The sequence below is a fragment of the Streptomyces sp. NPDC006314 genome (assembly GCF_040613075.1).
Taxonomy (GTDB): Bacteria; Actinomycetota; Actinomycetes; order Streptomycetales; family Streptomycetaceae; genus Streptomyces.
In genome coordinates, this window is record NZ_JBEXRL010000004.1 from 311,958 (window position 1) to 329,561 (window position 17,604).

The window sequence follows — 17,604 nt, forward strand, 5'->3', positions numbered from 1 at the left end:
GGTGTCTCATTTCAGTGCCGTTCTTCCGGGGGCCGGGGACTCGCCGGTGCCGCGTACGCAGACACATGGCAGCGGGCGGATGCCGTTGAACCCCTGGGTCATGTAGCTGGTGGCGTAGGCGCCGGCGGAGAGGACCCAGACCGGGTCGCCTGAGGTGAGGGACCGGGGCACACGCACCGGGTGCCGGCCGCCGCCGTAGGCGTCGTCGCTGTCGCAGGTGGGGCCCGCGACGATCGCGGGGACGTGGTCCCGGTCGTCGGGGTGGCCGGGGAAGACCAGCCGGTGCGTCACCTGGTCCATTTCGTAGAGGCCGTTGAACTTGCCGCAGCTGAGGTAGAGCCAGTGGGCGTCCGTCCCGTCCGGCTGCCGGCGCCGGGTGAGCCGGGAGACGTGGGCGCGGACGGCGCCGTGGTCGGCGACCAGGTGGCGGCCCGGTTCCATGACGAGGGCGAGGGGGGCGGTGGTGAGGCCGCGCAGGCGGTCCATGCCTTCGCCGAGCACGGTGAAGATCTTGTCCAGGGGTGGTTCGAGGAGGTTGCCGCGGCGGTCCCGGTAGCCGATCGCGGGCAGGCCCCCGCCGAGGTTGACGTGGTCGGGTGCGATCCCCCGCCCGGCCAGCGCCGTCAGGGTCCCGGCGAGGGTGTCCACGGCCTGTTGCCAGGCCTCGCAGGTCATCTGCTGGGAGCCGACGTGCACGGACAGGCCCGCCGGGGTCAGGCCCGCCGCGCGGGCCGTGGTCAGCACGCGGACGGCGTCGTCCGGTGCGCAGCCGAACTTGCGGTTCAGGCCCCACAGGGCGCCTTCCCCGCTGGTGGCGAGGCGGCAGAACACGCGGGCGCCGGGGGCGTGTGCGCCGATCGCGGTGACGTCCTCGACGCTGTCGGTGGCGAAGGTGCGGATGCCGAGCCGGTGGGCCTCGGCGATGTCCCGGTCGGACTTGACGGTGTTGCCGTAGTGGATGCGGTCCGCCGGGGCACCCGCGCGGAGGGCCTGGGCGATCTCGGCGGGGCTCGCCGCGTCGAAGCCGGCGCCCCGGTCCGCGAGGCAGCGCAGGACCTCGTCGACGGGGCAGGCCTTCACCGCGAAGCGGACCTGGAGACCGGGCAACTCGCGTCGCAGGGTGGCGTGTTGATTTTCGATGCCGGTGAGGTCGTAGACGACGCGGTCGCTTCGCGCGGCGCTCAGTGCGGTGGCGAGGAGCGCGTTGATTCCCCCGTCGGGTGCTGTGCTGTTCTTCACGCCGGTCCGTCCCCGGGGCCGAGTGCGGTCGTGCGGGCGGTGCGCACCAGCGCGGGCCAGGCCTCGACGAGGTGGGCGAAGTCCGCGATGTCCTGCTCGGCCTGGTCGAGTAACCGGCCGCGCTCCTCCGCGAGCCGGCCGGCGAAGGCCGAGTACCGGCCGCCCAGTTTGCGGTAGGCGGTGTCGACGCGGTCCAGCCGCCACATGTTCTCGGCGCGGTCCAGCCGGGTGCTCTCGCGCAGGAAGCCGGTGATCGCGTCGGGTCGGACGTGTCCCGTCTCGTCCAGGAGCCGGTCGCCCTCGGCCGCCATCCGGGCGTAGACGTGGTGGAAGTAGAGCATCGACAGCAGGAACTTCACGAACCGCCGCTGGTAGGCCGGGAAGCCGGTGTCGGTGCGGCGTTCGGGGGTGTGGAAGTTCTCGATGTGCCGGTTGTGCAGGATGCCGGGCAGTCCGGCGTCGTGGATCAGGTGGAGGAGGAAGTAGTCGCTGCCGATGGTGTCGGTGGCGGGCGGTAGTGGGATCCGCTCGTACACCGCGTGGTCGAAGGCGACGTTGCACATGTCGACGCGCATCGGGTCGACCAGGGTGAGCGTCGAGTGGTCGACGGTGAAGGGGGCGGTGCCCGCGCCCGTGAAGGACTCCCCGACCAGGTCCCGTTTGCGCTCCTGCGGCCAGTCGGCCGGTGCCCAGAGGCTGACCACGTCGTGGTGGACGCCCTCGTCCAGCCGCCGTATCTCGCCGATGTCGACCGAGAGTTCGCCGATGAAGGAGGCCCCGGCGAGTGACACCGGGCGGTCGGCGCGGGTGGCGTCGAGGTCGGTGCGGGTGACGCCGGCCGCTGCCTCGGCGGCGGGCCGGCCCAGCCACGGCAGTTCGTGGTGGACGGGGAACACCGGTCGCCCGGCGTGGAGTTGGTAGGTGCTGTCGGAGTCCCTGCGGTGCACGGACCGGCAGCCGAGCGCGGCGGCCAGCAGAAAGGCCCGGTTGGTGCAGGCGCCGTAGGAGACTGCGGGCGGCAGCATGAGACGCAGCAGCCGGTCGGGTTCCGGCAGGCCTGCCGCCCGGATGACCCGGCACAGGAAGTCCCGCTGGGGTTCCTCGCCGAGGTGGTGGACGCTCACCCGCGGAACCGTCGGCAGACCCGCGACGACCCGTGCGTGCTCGGCGCGGGTGCGGTCGTCGGAGGAGTCGAGGATCAGCAGCTGGACGTCGGCGCCGAAACGACGGGCGGCGTAGGCGGCCTCGTCGTGGATCGCGGTGAGGGTGGCGGAGCAGGCCCGGTTGGTGGGCAGGCAGAGGCAGACGCGGGGCGCGGTGTCGGCCTGGTTCACCGTGCTGTCCCGGCCGTTTTCCAGGAGTCCAGGCCCAGCAGTCTTCTGCCGAGGGCGGTGAGGTCGGCGGGGCCGTAGCGGAGGGCTTCCGGCTCGCGCGCGTCACCGAGCAGGGTGGCGTTCCAGTCGGGGGTGGCCAGGGTGCGCCAGGAGTCCACGCGGGAGTCGCGCAGGACCGTGTGCTCCTCCAGTGCGGGCATCATCGACAGGTACTGGACGGCTCGGACAGCGTTGTCAGAGAGGTTCGGGGCCACGCCGTGCGCGAGCAGTCCGTTGAAGATCAGCAGGTCGCCGGACTGGAGGTCGGGGCGGACGACCGGGAACTCGGTGCGGTCGGTGCCCGGACGGATCGGGTCGCGGCCGGGCTGCTGGACGACGCGCCACTCCTCGAAGCGGCGGAACAGCTCCGGGACGCACTGGAAGCCGCCGAGTTCGGGCCGGGTGTCGGTGAGCGCGATGATGCCCTGGACGCGTTGCGGGAGCACGGCGAGGGTGGTGTCGACGTCCCAGTGCAGTTCGATGTCGAAGCCCTCCTCGGTGGGCTCGATCAGGGAGCGTGAACGGGTGCGCGTGTTGGGCGGGTTCAGGTTCAGCCGGTCCAGGGTGACCCACAGCTCCTCGCAGTCCCAGACGTCCACGAAGGCGTCGTGGACCCGCCGGGTCTGGCGGCTGTCCCAGATGAGCTGGTGGTGGTACGCCTCGACGAAGCCGTAGATGTAGAGGTGCCGGTCCAGCTCGGAGCGGAACTCCGGCTCCACGTACCAGGTCTCGGGGCGGTCGGGATCGAGTCCCTGGAACTGCCAGGCGAAGTCGAGCAGCCCCTTCGCCTCGCCGGGGGTGATGGCCTCGCGTACGACGACATAGCCGTGGGTCTGCCAGAAGGCGTAGTCCTCTTCGGACAGCACCCTGAGAGGTCGAGTCTTCTCGATGTCGCGCAGGGGCATCGGGGCGAGGTACGTCTCGCCGTCGGCGCTGAAGTAGGGGCGGTCGGTTGCCGCTCGGTGGAGGTGAGGGGCGGACGTCTGCATGCGATCACTCCGGGGTGATGGATCGGCGAGCACCTTCGGGTCGGGCGTGAGACATGTGCCGGTGGCAAGCGCCAGGGCGCGGGAGACCACCGCGTTCCCTGAGAATGAGGAAGTCGGCCGCCCGCTGACGGCGGGCGGCCGGTGGGCCGGTGGGCCGGTGGGCCGGTGGGCCGGTGGGCCGGTGGGCCGGTGGGCCGGTGGGCCGGTGGGTCAGCCGGCGACGACGGCCTCGGCCGCCGCCACCCCGCAGACCCGGGCGGCGCCGTAGGTGGCGATGTGCAGGGCGCCGCGCGGCGGCGCCTGTGGCAGACCCATCTCGACCACGACGGTGTCGGGCCGGGCGGCGAGCAGGGTGTCGAGGGCGGAGCCCATCCAGTCGTGCCGGTGCTCGTCGCGGACCACGGCGACGATCCGGCGGCCGGCGGCCGCGGCGAGCGCGGCGGTGCCCGCGTCGGAGCCGGTGAAGGAGCCGGAGGTGCTGCCGGGCAGCAGCCGCTCCAGCTCGGCGGCCACCCCCCACGGGGTCTGGTCGCCGACGGCGATGTTGGGGGCCGGGTTGAACCGGGCGACGTACACCGGCTCGGCGACCGGCGCGGCGGCACCGGCGCGGGTCACGGTCAGGGCGCGGCGGGCCGCGACCAGGCCGATCCGCGGGTCGGGCCGGGTCCTGTCCGCGCCGCCGCGTGCCTCGGCCGTCCAGCGGGCCAGCCGGCGCACCCGGGCGGCCGCGTCGGCCAGCCGCTCCTCGGACAGTTCGCCGGAGCGTACGGCGGCCACGAGCGCGTCCCGCAGCTTGAGCACGGTGCCCTCGTCGCACAGTCCGCCGCCGACGCAGATCGCGTCGGCGCCGGCCGCGATCGCCAGGACCACGCCGTGCTCCAGGCCGTAGGTGCCGGATATCGCGCGCATCTCCATGCCGTCGGTGACGATCAGGCCCTGGTAGCCGAGTTCGTCGCGCAGCAGCTCGGTGAGGACACGCCGGGAGAGGGTGCCGGGGCGGTCCGGGTCGAGGGCGGGCACGAGGATGTGTGCGCTCATGATGGCCCGGGTGCCGGCGGCGATGGCCGCGCGGAAGGGCGGCAGTTCGCGTTCGTAGAGGGTGTCGGCGTCGACGTCGATGCGCGGCACGGCGTGGTGGGAGTCGACGTTGGTGTCGCCGTGGCCGGGGAAGTGCTTGGTGCAGGCGGCGACGCCGGTGGACTGCAGGCCCTCGACCCAGGCGGCGGTGTGCCGGGCCACCAGGTCGGTGCCCGCGCCGAAGGAGCGCACACCGATGACGGGGTTGTCGGGGTTGGCGTTGACGTCGGCGGACGGTGCCCAGTCGAAGTTGACGCCGCAGGCGGCCAGGCGCCGGCCCAGTTCGCGGGAGACGGCCCGGGTGAGGCCGAGGTCGTCGACGGCGCCGAGGGCGTGGTTGCCGGGGAAGGAGGAGCCGGTGCGGACGTCGAGGCGGGTGACGTCGCCGCTCTCCTCGTCGATGGCGACCAGCAGATCGTCCCGTTCGGCCCGCAACTGGGCGGTCAAGGAGGTGACTTGGGCCTCGCTGACGACGTTGCGGCCGAACAGGGCGACGGAGGCGAGGCCCTCGCCGAGGCGGCGGCGCACCCAGTCGGGCGCGGTGGTGCCGTCGAACCCCGGCTGCAGCACCGCGAGGGCGTCCCGGGCGAGGGTGTCGCCCGCGGCGGAGCCGCTGCCGGATGCCGTGCTGGCGAGTGTGGTCATCGGGAACGTCATCCCTTCACGGCGCCGTCGGTCAGACCGCTGACAGCCTTGCGTTGCAGGAAGATGAAGAGGATCAGGATGGGCAGCGCGAACAGGGACGAGGCGGCCATCGTGGCCCCCCAGTCGTCGCCGAAGGCGGTCTGGAACTGGGACAGCCACAGGGGCAGGGTCTGCTTCTCGACATCCTTGTTGAGGATCAGGACGAGCGGGAACTCGTTCCAGGCGGTGACGAAGCCGAACAGCGAGGTCGCCATCAGGCCGGGGGCGAGCAGCGGGAAGATCACCTTGACGAAGGCCTGCATGCGGGTGCAGCCGTCGACCATCGCCGACTCCTCCAGCTCCTTGGGCACGGCGGCGACGTAACCGCGCAGAGTGAGGATGGTCAGCGGCAGCACCATCATCGTGTAGAAGACGGTGAGCGGGACCAGGCTGTCGAGCATGTCGTTGTCGCGGACGATCATGTAGATGGCGATGATCATGACCTCCCAGGGGGCCATCTGCGCCAGCATGAACGTCACGATGAGACCGCGCCGGCCCCGGAACCGCATCCGCGCGAGCGCGAAGGCCGCGAACAGGGCGATGACGAGCGAGAACACGACCGACAGGACCGTGACGGTGACGGAGTTGAGGACCAGGGTCCAGAAATGGTCGGCGTCGACGGCCTTCTTGAAGTGCTCGAGGGTGGCGTCGACGGGGAACCACACCGGGTCCTCGGAGATGATGTCGCCGGTCGGCTTGAAGGCCGTGGCGAACATCCAGTAGACGGGGAACACGAAGCCGACGAAGAGGACGACGGCGGTCGCGTTGGGCCAGATACGGCCGAAGAGCGAGCGCTTCACAGCTCGTCCTCCTCTTGCTTGAGCACCATGCGCAGGTAGTACGAGGTGATGACGAGCAGAACCAGGATGGTCAGGAAGGAGATCGCCGCACCGAGGCCGAAGTGCTGGTTGCCGACGCCCTGGACGTAGGCGTAGATCGGCAGGGTCTCGGTGAGGTGGTCCGGGCCGCCCTCGTTCATCGCGAAGATCTGCGCGAACGACTTGAAGACCCAGATCACTTCGAGGAACGTCGTGGCGTACAGGAACGGCCGCAGGAAGGGCAGGGTCACCGAGGTGAAGCTCTTCCAGCCGCCGGCGCCGTCCAGGGAGGCGGCCTCGTACAGCTCCTTGGGGATCGTGGTGGTGGCCGCGTAGAGGTTGATCGCGACGAAGGGCACGGACATCCACACGATCAGCAGGGTGACCACGGCGAAGGTGGAGAACTGGGTCTGGAGCCAGTTGTGGTCGGCCATCGAGTGCCAGCCGAGCTTGTCCAGCACCCAGTTGACGACACCGAAGCGCTGGGCGAACAGCCACTGGTAGACGGTGGTGGCCGCGATGACCGGCATGGCCCAGGCGAGCACGAGGCCCACCATGAGCAGCAGCCGCATCCTCTTGCCGAGCCGTGCCAGCAGCAGCCCGACCAGGGTGCCGGCCCCCATGATCAGTACGACGTTGGCGGCGGTGAAGAAGACGGAGCGCTCGACGACGTGCCAGAAGTCGTCCCCGCTCAGCACCTCCTGGTAGTTGTCGACGCCGTTCCACTCGGTGAGGTGCTGGATGAGCTGCCGCGGGTTGAGGTTCTGGAACGACAGCATGCCGTTCCTGACCAGGGGCCAGCCGAGCAGGACCACGGTGGCCAGCAGCGCGGGCAGCAGGAGCAGGTAGGGGGCGGCGGTGCGGCGCCCGGACGGGTTCCCCGCGGTGCGTTCGCCACCTCGCGGCGGGGCCGGCACCCGGCCCTTGCGGACAGCGGGCTCCCCGGCCGTGTCCGTGCCTTCGGTCTGCACTGACATGAGTTGCCATCTCTTCCGTGGCCGTACGAAACCGTGGCCGTACGCACGGCACGGCACAGGCGTGTGCCGGGGGCGCCCCTCGTGGCGCCCCCGGCGCGGGTCTAGTTCTGCTGGGCCAGGCGCTTGTCGATCTCGTCCTCGACCTGCTGGGCGGCGGCCGCCGGGGACTTACCGTTCAGCACGGCCGTCATGTAGGACTTGATCGGGTTCGGGGCGTTCTCCACCGCGCCCCACTCGGGGATCAGCGGGGTGGTGCCACCGACGGCGGCACCCGGAGCGGCGGCCTCGGCGACGGCGTTGCCCTTGAGGTTGGTCTCCAGGGACTTCTTGTTCGGGATGACGCCGTTGAGCTTGGCGAGTTCGCCCTCGTACTGGTCGGACAGGGCGATCTTCAGGAACTCCTTGGCCAGGGACTGCTTCTTGCTGCCCTGGGCGACGGCGAGGTTGGAACCGCCGAGGAAGACACCCTCGGGCTTGCCGGCCGTCTCGCCCGGGATGGTGAAGTAGCCGAGGTCCTTCTCGATGGCCTTGTTGGCCTGGACGGCCGTACCGGCCTCCCAGCCCATGCCGATGAAGGCGCCGGTCCTGCCCTTGGCGAAGACCTGGGCCTGCTGCGGGGTGGCCTCGTCCTTGTCCTTGGGGGCCTTGGAGTAGGAGGCGTACTTCTTGTAGATCTCCATCGCCTTGGAGACCTTCGGGTCGGCGAGGTTGGAGACGTACTTGCCGCCGTCCTTCTTCACCAGGTCGGCGCCCTGGCCGATGGTGAGGCCGTCGAAGAAGTACCAGTTCTGGCCGGGCAGATAGAGCGGCTCGGCGTCGGTCTTCTTGCCGATGGTCTCCAGGTCCTTGAAGAACTCGTCCCGGGTCTTGGGGGTGTCCTTGATGCCGGCCTTCGCCCAGATCTTCTTGTTGTAGACGACCACGCGGTTGGCGAAGTACCAGGGGGCGGCGTACTGCTTGTCCTCGTAGACGGAGGACTGCGAGACCGACGGCGTCCAGTCGGCGCCGATCTGCTGCTTGAGGTCGCCCAGTTCGGCGAGACCGCCGGTGGCGGCGTAGGCCGGCGTCTGGGTGTTGCCGACCTCGATGACGTCCGGCGGGCTGGACTCGGAGAGGGCGGTGGTGATCTTCTGCTGGATCCCGTCCCACTTCTGGATCTCGAACTTGAGCTTGGCACCGGTCTTCTTCTCGAAGGCGGCCTGGACGTCCTTGGTCCACTGCGGCGGCGCGGAACCGTCCATGGTCCAGACCGTGAGCGTCTGCCCCTTCCAGCTGCTCGGCCCCGCGTCCTTGCCGCTGTCCTTGCCGTCGTCGCCGCCACATGCCGAGACGGAGACCATCATGCCCGCGATCACGATCGCGGCCGCAAGCTTGCGCTTCACGCCACCCTCCTCAGGGATGCCACTAACCCCCCACGCCCTCGGCGGTGACCTGCGTACGACGCTGTTGCACGTAGGGCTCGGGCCTGGCCACTAATGGTGTAGACCAGTACCGTGGAGCTTGGCCTAGACCTTTCGGGGTGTCAAGGGCGGTCCGGAAGCCGGTTACGGCCGTTACGAGAACGTCATCGGAGCGCATCCGTCCCCTTCGTCCGGTCTTCCCCTGGAGCGTTCGTTTGGACTAGACCATAGGGCGGTTGGTCGCTATAACGGGAGCCCATCGACACAGCCGGGAAGGCAGGCATGACCACCGACGTCAGCAGCGCCCAGCCACACAGGGGGACGCCCGGCCGCACCGCGCGCGTGCCGAAGTACTACCGGATCAAGCAGCGGCTCCTCGCCATGGCCGAGGCGCTCGAACCCGGTTCGGCCATGCCCGCGGAGCGTCTGCTCGCCGTCCGGTTCGACACCTCGCGGACCACCGTCCGGCAGGCGCTGCAGGAACTCGTGGGCGAGGGCCGCCTCGACCGGTTCCAGGGCAAGGGCACCTTCGTCGCCCAGCCCAAGCTGTACCGCACGCTCCAGCTCACCTCGCACACCGAGGACATGCGGGCCCAGGGCCTGCAACCCGCCTCGCAGACGCTGGACATCGGGGAGATCCCCGCCGACGACAAGCTGTCGGGACTGCTCGGCATCGGGATCGGCGAGCGGGTGCTGCGCATCGAGCGGCTGCGGCTCGCCAGCGGCGCACCCATGGCGATCGAGACGACCCACCTGTCCGTGCGGCGCTTCCCCGGGCTGCGCCGGTCGCTGGCCACCCGTCCGTCGCTCTACACGGCGCTCGCCGAGGTGTACGGCGTCCATCTCGCGGAGGCCGACGAGACCATCGAGACCTCGCTGTCGACCCCGCGCGAGGCACAGCTGCTCGGCACCGACGTGGGACTGCCGATGCTGCTGCTGTCCCGGCACTCGCGGGACGCGGAGGGGGCGCCGGTGGAGTGGGTGCGCTCGGTATACCGCGGCTCCCGCTACAAGTTCGTCGCCGCGTTGCGCCGGCCGGACGTGCGTCACTCCCCCACCGCGGTCCGGCGGAGGGGTGCTGGACCGGCCCACGGCGGTCTCGGCCGCGCCTGAACCCGGGGCGCTCTCCCCCTGGACGAGCGTGACGTCCTGTTCAGGTGGCGCCCGGAGACCACACGTAACCCGGCGGCCCCCTGCGCCGGAGGCTTGCTGGTGGGCCGCCCGGCCGGCGCCCTACGGCAGTACGGCGAACCCGTCCAGCTCCACCAGCGCCTGCTCGTCCCACAGTCGTACGACCCCCACGACCGCCATCGCCGGGTAGTCCCGGCCCGCCAGGTCCCGCCAGATGCGCCCCAGCCGGCCGGCTCGGGCGCGGTAGTCGGCGACATCCGTGGTGTAGACGGTGACCCGGGCGAGGTCGGCGGGGGTGCCGCCGGCCGCGCGCAACGCGGTGAGGAGGTTGCCGAGCGCCTTCTCGAACTGCTCGGGAAGCGTGGCGCCGGTGACCTTGCCGTCGGTGTCGAGGGCGGTCTGGCCCGCGAGGAACACCACGCGGGAGCCGGCCGTGACCACGGCGTGGGAGAAGCCCGTGGGCGGGGACAGCTCGGACGGGTTGACGCGCTCGGTCGTCACCGGACCTCCCGGTCGTGGGTCGTGGCGTACAACTCCTTGGCGATGATGCCGCGTTGCACCTCACTGGCGCCCTCGTAGATGCGGGGTGCGCGGACCTCGCGATAGAGGTGTTCGAGGAGGTGGCCGCGGCGCAGGGCGCGCGCGCCGTGCAGCTGGACGGCGGTGTCGACGACGTACTGCGCGGTCTCGGTGGCGAGCAGCTTGGCCATCGCGGCGCGCCCCGGCACACCGGGGGCGCCCTCGTCGTACGCCGTCGCCGCCGCGTACACCATCAGCCGGGCCGCCTCCGTGCGCAGCGCCATCTCGGCGACCTGGTGGGACACGGACTGAAGGTCCATCAGTCTCCCGTCGAACGCCTCACGTCGGCGTGTGTGGGCGAGCGTGGCGTCGAGTGCGGCCTGGGCCATGCCCACCGCGAAGGCGCCGACGCTGGGCCGGAAGAGGTTGAGGGTGCCCATGGCGACGGCGAAGCCGCGGTCGACCTCGCCGAGCACGTCGCCGGCGGTGACGGGCACGGCGTCGAAGTCGAGGGCGCCGATGGGGTGCGGCGAGATCATCTCCAGTGCGGTGCCGGTGATTCCGGGCCGGTCGGCGGGGACGAGGAAGGCGGTCACGCCGCGCGCCCCCGCGCCGGGCGCGGTGCGGGCGAAGACGGTGTAGAAGTCGGCCTCCGGGGCGTTGGAGATCCAGCACTTGGCGCCGGTGAGCCGCCAGCCGTCGCCGTCGGGCTCGGCGGCGAGGGACAGCGCCGCCGCATCCGACCCGGCTCCGGGCTCGCTCAGCGCGAAGGCGGCGACCGCGCTGCCGTCGGCGACGCGAGGCAGCCAGTGCTCGCGCTGTGCGGGGGTGCCGTGGGCATGCACCGGGTGGGCGCCCAGGCCCTGGAGGGCGAGGGCGGTCTCGGCCTCCGTGCAGGTCTGGGCAAGGGACTCGCGCATCAGGCACAGGTCGAGCGCGCCGGAGGCGAACAGCCGCCCCAGCAGACCGAGGCGGCCGAGTTCGGCGAGGAGCGGCCGGTTGACGCGGCCCGGTTCGCCCTTGTCGGCGAGCGGGCTCAGCCGCTCGGCGGCCAGCGTGCGCAGCTCGGCACACCAGGCGGTCTGCTCCGGTCCGAGTGAGAATGCGGGCACAGCCGGTCCTCCCTCCGAGGGGCGGCCACCACGGCGGCCCCGTCACCTCCGGGGCGGGCCACCACGGCTCACCCCGGTCACCTCCCGGGGCGGCCGCCACGGCTCGCCCCGTCGGCCTTCCGAGTGGGCCACCACGGCTCACCCGTCTCGTTCCGGGGCGGCCCCATCGGCCTCCCCCCGTCCCCCTTCCGAGGTTATCGCGCACAGTTGACTGCCGTCACCAACACGATACGCTCGAACGGCGAGCCCGCCAGGACGCCGGTGCCCACCACGACGCCCGTCACGACGCTTGTCACGGCAAGGGGGCGAACCGTCATGCACCTCTCGGCCCACGTCGACACCTTCGCGCGCGATCACCTGCCCCCGCCGGACGAGTGGCCCGAGCTGCGGTTCGACCTGCCGGAGCTGGGCTACCCGGACCGGCTGAACTGCGCCGCGGAACTCCTGACCGGCGCCGACCCGGACCGCCCGGTCTTCCGTACCCCGACCGGGCCCGCCTGGACATACGGCGAGCTGCGCGGGCGCGTCGACCGGATCGCGCATGTGCTCACCGGTGATCTGGGCATGGTCCCCGGCAACCGGGTCCTGCTGCGCGGCCCCACCACGCCCTGGCTGGCCGCCTGCTGGCTGGCCGTGCTGAAGGCGGGCGCGGTCGCGGTCACCGTGCTGGCCCAGCAGCGCCCGCACGAGCTGGCGACGATGTGCCAGATCGCCGAGGTGCGGCACGCGCTGTGCGACATCCGGGCGGTGGACGACCTGGCGAAGGCCGCGATACCCGGGCTGCGGATCACGACGTACGGCGGCGACGCACCCGACGACCTCCTGCGCCGCCCGGCACCCGACACCCCGTTCCCGGCCGTCGACACCGCGGCGGACGACGTCGCCCTGATCGCGTTCACCTCCGGCACCACGGGTCGCCCGAAAGGGTGCATGCACTTCCACCGGGATGTGCTCGCGGCAGCCGACACCTTCTCCCGGCATGTGCTGCGCCCCCATGGGGACGACGTCTTCGCCGGCAGCCCCCCGCTCGGCTTCACCTTCGGCCTCGGCGGGCTGGTGGTCTTCCCGATGCGGGCCGGCGCCAGCGCCCTCCTCCTGGAACAGGCCGGTCCCAGGCAGCTGCTCCCCGCGATCGCCGAGCACCGCGTCTCGGTCCTCTTCACCGCCCCGACCGCGTACCGCACCATGCTGGACACGCTGGACGGGTACGACGTCTCGTCCCTGCGGCGCTGTGTGTCGGCCGGCGAGAACCTGCCCGCGGCCACCTGGCGGGCCTGGCACGAGCGCACGGGCGTACGCATCATCAACGGCATCGGCGCGACCGAACTGCTGCACATCTTCATCTCCGCGGCGGACGAGCACATCAGACCCGGCACGACGGGTGTCCCGGTGCCGGGCTGGCAGGCGCGCGTGCAGGACACGGACGGCGCGCCGGTGGCCGACGGCGAGCCCGGCCTGCTGGCCGTGCGCGGCCCGGTCGGCTGCCGCTACCTGGCCGACCCGCGGCAGCGCGCGTACGTGCGCGACGGCTGGAACATCACCGGCGACACCTACGTCCGCGAGCCCGACGGCTACTTCCGCTATGTGGCCCGTGCCGACGACATGATCATCTCCGCCGGGTACAACATCGCCGGACCGGAGGTAGAGGACGCGCTGCTGCGCCACCCGGACGTGGTCGAGACAGCGGTCGTGGGCCGTCCGGACGAGCTGCGCGGCCAGGTGGCGGTGGCGTACACCGTCCTGCGCGACGGGGCCCGGCGCGACCCCGAGGCGCTCCGCGCGTTCCTCACGTCCGAACTGGCACCCTACAAATGTCCGCGCGAGTTCGTCTTCCTCGACGCGCTCCCCCGCACGGCCACCGGCAAGCTGCAGCGGTTCCGGCTGCGCACCGCGGGTGACCGGCAGTGACACCGACGACCTAAAATGATCAACGTGACCGAGCAGCACGCCCCCAGGTCCCTCATCGTCACGCTCTACGGCGCGTACGGCCGCTTCATGCCCGGCCCGGTGCCCGTCGCCGAGCTGATCCGGCTTCTGGCCGCGGTCGGGGTGGACGCGCCATCCGTACGCTCCTCGGTGTCCCGGCTCAAACGGCGCGGCCTGCTGGTGCCGGCCCGCACGGAGTCCGGCGCGGCGGGCTACGAACTCTCCCCCGAGGCACGCCAGTTGCTGGACGACGGTGACCGCCGCATCTACGCGACGGCACCTCCCCAGGACGCGGGTTGGGTGCTGGCGGTCTTCTCCGTCCCCGAGTCGGAACGGCAGAAGCGGCACGTGCTGCGGTCCCGGCTGGCGGGCCTGGGCTTCGGCACGGCGGCCCCCGGGGTGTGGATCGCCCCGGCCCGCCTGTACGAGGAGACACGGCATACGCTGCGCCGGCTGCACCTGGACCCGTACGTGGACTTCTTCCGCGGCGAGCATCTGGGCTTCGCACCGACGGCCGAAGCGGTCGCCCGCTGGTGGGACCTGGCCGCGATCGCCAAGGAGCACGAGCGTTTCCTGGACGCGCACGCCCCGGTCCTGCACGCCTGGGAGAACCGCCCGGACACCCCGCCCGAGGAGGCCTACCGCGACTACCTCCTCGCCCTCGACTCCTGGCGCCACCTCCCCTACACCGATCCGGGCCTGCCCACCCGTCTGCTGCCGGCCGACTGGCCCGGCGTGCGCTCGGCGGAGGTCTTCCGGGGACTGCACGGTCGGCTGCGGGACGCGGGCGCGGAGTTCGCGGGGGTGTGAGGCGGCACCGTACGGCTCACACGCGGCACCGGCGGTACGGCCGCGCGCCGGTATCCCGGGCCCGGCGTGCCCGGGCCACGAACGTGCGCACCCACTCCTCGGCGTCGAAGCGGTCCGCGGAGCGCACCTTCGGTAAGCAGCGGGCACTGACATCTCAGCCGCCGAGTGACAGGCGCGGCCTCGGGGCGTCCGTGCGTCCGGTCTGCGGGCGCCGGCTGCCCGCCCGGTACGGCGCGGGCCAGCCGGCACCGGGGCCGTCGTAGCCCTGCTCGGCCGCCGCGTGCAGGGTCCAGTGCGGGTCGTACAGGTGCGGGCGGGCCAGCGCGCACAGGTCGGTACGCCCGGCCAGAATCAGGGAGTTGACGTCGTCCCAGGAGGAGATCGCCCCGACCGCGAGCACCGGGACGCGGACCTCGTGCCGGATGCGGTCGGCGAACGGCGTCTGGTAAGACCGCCCGAAGTCCGGGCGCTCCTCGGCCACCACCTGCCCGGTGGACACGTCGATCGCGTCGGCGCCGTGCGCGGCGAAGGCACGGGCGATCTCGACGGCGTCCTCGGCCGTCGTACCGCCCTCGGCCCAGTCGGAGGCGGAGATACGCACGGTCATCGGCCGTTCCGCCGGCCACACCGCGCGCACCGCGTCGAAGACCTCCAGCGGGAAGCGCAGCCGCTTCTCCAGTGAACCGCCGTAGGCGTCGGTGCGGTGGTTGGTGAGCGGGGAGAGGAAGCCGGAGAGCAGGTAGCCGTGCGCGCAGTGCAGTTCGAGCAGGTCGAAGCCGGCCCGGGCGGCCCGCCAGGCGGCAGTCGCGAACTGCTCCCGAATGTCGGTCAGTTGCGCTCGGGAGAGCTGGCGCGGGGTCTGGCTGCCCGGCTTGTACGGCAGCGGGGAGGCGGCGACGAGCGGCCAGTTTCCGTCGGGCAGCGGCTCGTCCATGCCCTCCCACATCAGCTTCGTGGAGCCCTTGCGGCCGGAGTGCCCGAGCTGCACACCGATCGCGGTGCCGGGCGCGCGGGTGTGGACGAAGTCGGTGACGCGCCGCCATGCCTCGGCCTGCCGGCCGGTGTAGAGGCCGGCGCACCCCGGGGTGATGCGGCCCTGCGCGCTCACGCACACCATCTCGGTCATCACCAGACCGGCTCCGCCGAGAGCCCGGGCGCCCAGGTGGACGAGGTGGAAGTCGCCGGGGACGCCGTCGATGGCCGAGTACATGTCCATGGGTGACACGACGACCCGGTTGCGCAGGGTCAGGCCGCGCAGCCGGAACGGGGTGAACATCGGGGGTGTGCCGGGCGGGCAGCCGAACTCGCGCTCCACGGCCTCGGTGAAGTGGGCGTCGCGGAGGCGGAGGTTGTCGTGGGTGACGCGGCGGCTGCGGGTGAGCAGGTTGAAGGCGAACTGGCGGGGTGGCTGGCCGAGGTACAGCCGCAGGTTCTCGAACCACTCCAGGCTCGCCCGCGCGGCCCGCTGTGTGGAGGCGACGACGGGCCTCCGCTCCTCCTCGTAGGCCGCCAGCGCCATGGGCACGTCGGGCTGTTCCTCCAGGCAAGCGGCCAGGGCCAGCGCGTCCTCCACGGCGAGCTTGGTGCCGGAGCCGATGGAGAAGTGGGCGGTGTGGGCCGCGTCGCCGAGGAGGACGACGTTGCCGTGCGACCAGCGGTCGTTGACGACCGTGCGGAAGGTCGTCCAGGCGGACTTGTTGGAGCGCAGGGTGCGGCCGCCGAGCACGTCGGCGAAGAGCTTGGCGCAGCGCTCGACGGACTCCTGCGGGGTGGCCTCGCCGAATCCCGCCGCCCGCCAGACCTCCTCGTGCATCTCCACGATGACGGTGGAGGCGTCGGCCGCGTACGGGTAGCCGTGCAGCTGCATCACGCCGTGCTCGGTCTCGGCGATCTCGAAGCGGAAGGCGTCGAAGGCGAAGTCGGCGGCGAGCCAGATGTAGCGGCAGCGGTGTTCGGCCACATGGGGACGGAACGCATGAGCGTAGGTCTCGCGGGTGGTGCTGTGGACTCCGTCGGCGGCTATGACGAGGTCGTGGTCCGCCGCGAGGCGGTCAGCAGACGGTGCCTCGGTACGGAAGTGGATCTTCACGCCGAGGGAGCGACAGCGGTCGTGCAGGATCTCCAGCAGGCGGTGCCGGCCCAGTGCCGCGAAACCGTGTCCTCCGGAGGTGTGGCGGGTGCCTCGGTGGACGATGTCGATGTCGTCCCAGCGGATGAAGTCCTTCTGGAGGGCCGCGTAGACCACGGGGTCGGCGTGCTCGATGCCGCCGAGGGTCTCGTCGGAGAGGACCACTCCGAAGCCGAAGGTCTCGTCGGGGGCGTTGCGTTCCCACACGGTGACATCTCTGGCGGGGTCCAGCCGTTTCAGCAGCGCGGCTGCGTAGAGACCACCCGGGCCGCCGCCGATGATCGCTACGCGCAGGGGGTGGCCGGTCGTGGGCGGTTGCGGGTTCGCCGTGGTTGCTCGCGCAGTTCCCCGCGCCCCCGAGGTGGGCGCGTCCGAGGGTGGCATGAAAGATCACCTCCCCCGCCACTTCGGCGGGCGCTTCTCGGTGAAGGCGGTGTGGAACTCCGCGTAGTCCTCGCCGTTCATCAGCAGCGCCTGGGTGGAGGCGTCCAGCTCGATCGACGCCGCCAAGGGCATGTCCAGCTCGGCTGTCAGCAGGGCCTTCGTCTGGGCATGGGCCAGGGCCGGGCCGCCGGCCAGGCGGCGGGCCAGCTCGAGAGCCGCCGCACCCGCCCGGCCTTCCTCCGTCAGTTCACTGATCAGGCCGATGCGCTCGGCCTCGGGTGCGCGGACCGGCTCGCCGAGCATGAGCAGGCGGGTGGCGTGGCCGAGGCCGACGATCCGGGGCAGCAGGTAGGCCGCGCCCATGTCGCCACCGGAGAGGCCGACACGGGTGAAGAGGAAGGCGAAGCGTGCCGAGGGATCCGCCACCCGGAAGTCTGCGGCGAGGGCGAGGACGGCGCCCGCACCCGCCGCGACCCCGTGCACGGCGGCGATCACCGGGAACGGGCATTCGCGGATCGCCCGGACCACCTGGCCGGTCATCCGGTTGAAGTCCAGCAGCTGGGCGGTGTCCATGGACAGGGTGGCGCCGATGATCTCGTCGACATCGCCGCCGGAGCAGAAGCCGCGCCCCTCACCGGCCAGCACCAGGGCGCGTACCGAGCGTTCCCGGGAGAGTTCGGCGAGCAGATCGCGCAGGTCGGCGTAGGCGCCGAAGGTGAGGGCGTTGAGTTTCTCGGCGCGGGCGAGGGTGACGGTGGCGACCCCGTCGGCGAACTGGACCCGCAGATGCTCCCAGTCGGAGGTGCGGGCGGCGGAGCCGGTGAAGGGACTCATGACGTGCGGCCTCCTAGGGCGGCGGTGCCTCACGTTGCAGCGGTGGGTGCCTCACGGTGCTACCCCATGAAGTTATCACCTGTTTGTGACTGCCGTCATGAGGACGCGACAAGCCTGAGCCGATCGGCCGCGTCCGGTCACATGCGTCACCGGTCGGCGACAGCGCCGTAACAGTGGGCACGGCCATGCGAGGCGAGCCGTGC

Annotated in this window: 14 protein-coding genes; 3 read left to right on the top strand and 11 right to left on the bottom strand. The window is 71.7% G+C overall.

Annotation, left to right across the window (positions count from 1 at the left end; all coding sequences use genetic code 11):
* Positions 1 to 6 precede the first annotated feature (6 nt).
* The 7 genes from ABZ079_RS09500 to ABZ079_RS09530 all read right to left on the bottom strand — a co-directional run bounded on the left by ABZ079_RS09500 (position 7) and on the right by ABZ079_RS09530 (position 8,539).
* Positions 7 to 1,239 (bottom strand): type III PLP-dependent enzyme, encoded by a 1,233-nt coding sequence (locus tag ABZ079_RS09500; protein WP_356938834.1) that lies wholly within the window; start codon positions 1,237 to 1,239, stop codon positions 7 to 9.
* Complete coding sequence (locus ABZ079_RS09505; protein ID WP_356938835.1) at positions 1,236 to 2,573, bottom strand: DUF6271 family protein; 1,338 nt, start codon at positions 2,571 to 2,573, stop codon at positions 1,236 to 1,238. The genes ABZ079_RS09500 and ABZ079_RS09505 overlap by 4 nt, the downstream gene beginning before the upstream one ends.
* Positions 2,570 to 3,601: a phytanoyl-CoA dioxygenase family protein gene (locus tag ABZ079_RS09510; protein WP_356938836.1), complete on the bottom strand. Its 1,032-nt coding sequence runs from the start codon at positions 3,599 to 3,601 to the stop codon at positions 2,570 to 2,572. Before ABZ079_RS09510 ends, ABZ079_RS09505 begins: the two co-directional genes overlap by 4 nt.
* Before the next feature lie 210 nt (positions 3,602 to 3,811).
* Complete coding sequence (locus tag ABZ079_RS09515) at positions 3,812 to 5,323, bottom strand: glycoside hydrolase family 3 N-terminal domain-containing protein (RefSeq protein ID WP_356938837.1); 1,512 nt, start codon at positions 5,321 to 5,323, stop codon at positions 3,812 to 3,814.
* A gap of 8 nt (positions 5,324 to 5,331) precedes the next feature.
* A complete protein-coding gene (locus ABZ079_RS09520; protein ID WP_356938838.1) occupies positions 5,332 to 6,162 on the bottom strand; it encodes a carbohydrate ABC transporter permease in 831 nt (276 codons plus the stop codon).
* Positions 6,159 to 7,157: a sugar ABC transporter permease gene (locus ABZ079_RS09525; RefSeq protein WP_356938839.1), complete on the bottom strand. Its 999-nt coding sequence runs from the start codon at positions 7,155 to 7,157 to the stop codon at positions 6,159 to 6,161. The genes ABZ079_RS09520 and ABZ079_RS09525 overlap by 4 nt, the downstream gene beginning before the upstream one ends.
* A gap of 101 nt (positions 7,158 to 7,258) precedes the next feature.
* A complete protein-coding gene (locus ABZ079_RS09530) occupies positions 7,259 to 8,539 on the bottom strand; it encodes an extracellular solute-binding protein (protein ID WP_356938840.1) in 1,281 nt (426 codons plus the stop codon).
* Positions 8,540 to 8,839: 300 nt separating this feature from the next.
* Here ABZ079_RS09530 and ABZ079_RS09535 point away from each other — a divergent pair, with 300 nt between their 5' ends.
* Positions 8,840 to 9,670, top strand: coding sequence for a GntR family transcriptional regulator (locus ABZ079_RS09535; protein WP_356938841.1), 831 nt, complete (start codon positions 8,840 to 8,842; stop codon positions 9,668 to 9,670).
* Positions 9,671 to 9,790: 120 nt separating this feature from the next.
* Here ABZ079_RS09535 and ABZ079_RS09540 read toward each other — a convergent pair whose 3' ends face one another.
* The gene (locus tag ABZ079_RS09540; RefSeq protein WP_356938842.1) at positions 9,791 to 10,189 is read right to left on the bottom strand and encodes a RidA family protein; all 399 of its coding nucleotides are present in this window, start codon (positions 10,187 to 10,189) and stop codon (positions 9,791 to 9,793) included.
* A complete protein-coding gene (locus ABZ079_RS09545) occupies positions 10,186 to 11,319 on the bottom strand; it encodes an acyl-CoA dehydrogenase family protein (RefSeq protein WP_356938843.1) in 1,134 nt (377 codons plus the stop codon). Before ABZ079_RS09545 ends, ABZ079_RS09540 begins: the two co-directional genes overlap by 4 nt.
* A gap of 315 nt (positions 11,320 to 11,634) precedes the next feature.
* Here ABZ079_RS09545 and ABZ079_RS09550 point away from each other — a divergent pair, with 315 nt between their 5' ends.
* Together ABZ079_RS09550 and ABZ079_RS09555 are read left to right on the top strand one after the other, a co-directional pair.
* Positions 11,635 to 13,227, top strand: a complete 1,593-nt coding sequence (locus tag ABZ079_RS09550; RefSeq protein ID WP_356938844.1) for an AMP-binding protein — start codon at positions 11,635 to 11,637, stop codon at positions 13,225 to 13,227.
* Positions 13,228 to 13,242: 15 nt separating this feature from the next.
* Complete coding sequence (locus ABZ079_RS09555; RefSeq protein ID WP_356938845.1) at positions 13,243 to 14,055, top strand: PaaX family transcriptional regulator C-terminal domain-containing protein; 813 nt, start codon at positions 13,243 to 13,245, stop codon at positions 14,053 to 14,055.
* Positions 14,056 to 14,209: 154 nt separating this feature from the next.
* On the opposite strand, the gene ABZ079_RS09560 is transcribed toward ABZ079_RS09555, so the two are convergent.
* Together ABZ079_RS09560 and ABZ079_RS09565 are read right to left on the bottom strand one after the other, a co-directional pair.
* Entirely contained in the window at positions 14,210 to 16,567 is a 2,358-nt protein-coding gene (locus tag ABZ079_RS09560; RefSeq protein ID WP_356938846.1) for a bifunctional salicylyl-CoA 5-hydroxylase/oxidoreductase, read from the bottom strand.
* Positions 16,568 to 16,573: 6 nt separating this feature from the next.
* A complete protein-coding gene (locus ABZ079_RS09565) occupies positions 16,574 to 17,401 on the bottom strand; it encodes an enoyl-CoA hydratase family protein (RefSeq protein WP_356938847.1) in 828 nt (275 codons plus the stop codon).
* Between the last annotated feature and the right edge of the window lie 203 nt (positions 17,402 to 17,604).

Bases quoted from the DNA above. Each gene is read 5' to 3' on its own strand.
- ABZ079_RS09510 (WP_356938836.1), bottom strand. From the start codon at position 3,601: ATGCAGACGTCCGCCCCTCACCTCCACCGAGCGGCAACCGACCGCCCC.
- ABZ079_RS09550 (WP_356938844.1), top strand. From the start codon at position 11,635: ATGCACCTCTCGGCCCACGTCGACACCTTCGCGCGCGATCACCTGCCC.
- ABZ079_RS09515 (WP_356938837.1), bottom strand. From the start codon at position 5,323: ATGACCACACTCGCCAGCACGGCATCCGGCAGCGGCTCCGCCGCGGGC.
- ABZ079_RS09535 (WP_356938841.1), top strand. From the start codon at position 8,840: ATGACCACCGACGTCAGCAGCGCCCAGCCACACAGGGGGACGCCCGGC.
- ABZ079_RS09560 (WP_356938846.1), bottom strand. From the start codon at position 16,567: ATGCCACCCTCGGACGCGCCCACCTCGGGGGCGCGGGGAACTGCGCGA.
- ABZ079_RS09525 (WP_356938839.1), bottom strand. From the start codon at position 7,157: ATGTCAGTGCAGACCGAAGGCACGGACACGGCCGGGGAGCCCGCTGTC.
- ABZ079_RS09565 (WP_356938847.1), bottom strand. From the start codon at position 17,401: ATGAGTCCCTTCACCGGCTCCGCCGCCCGCACCTCCGACTGGGAGCAT.
- ABZ079_RS09555 (WP_356938845.1), top strand. From the start codon at position 13,243: ATGATCAACGTGACCGAGCAGCACGCCCCCAGGTCCCTCATCGTCACG.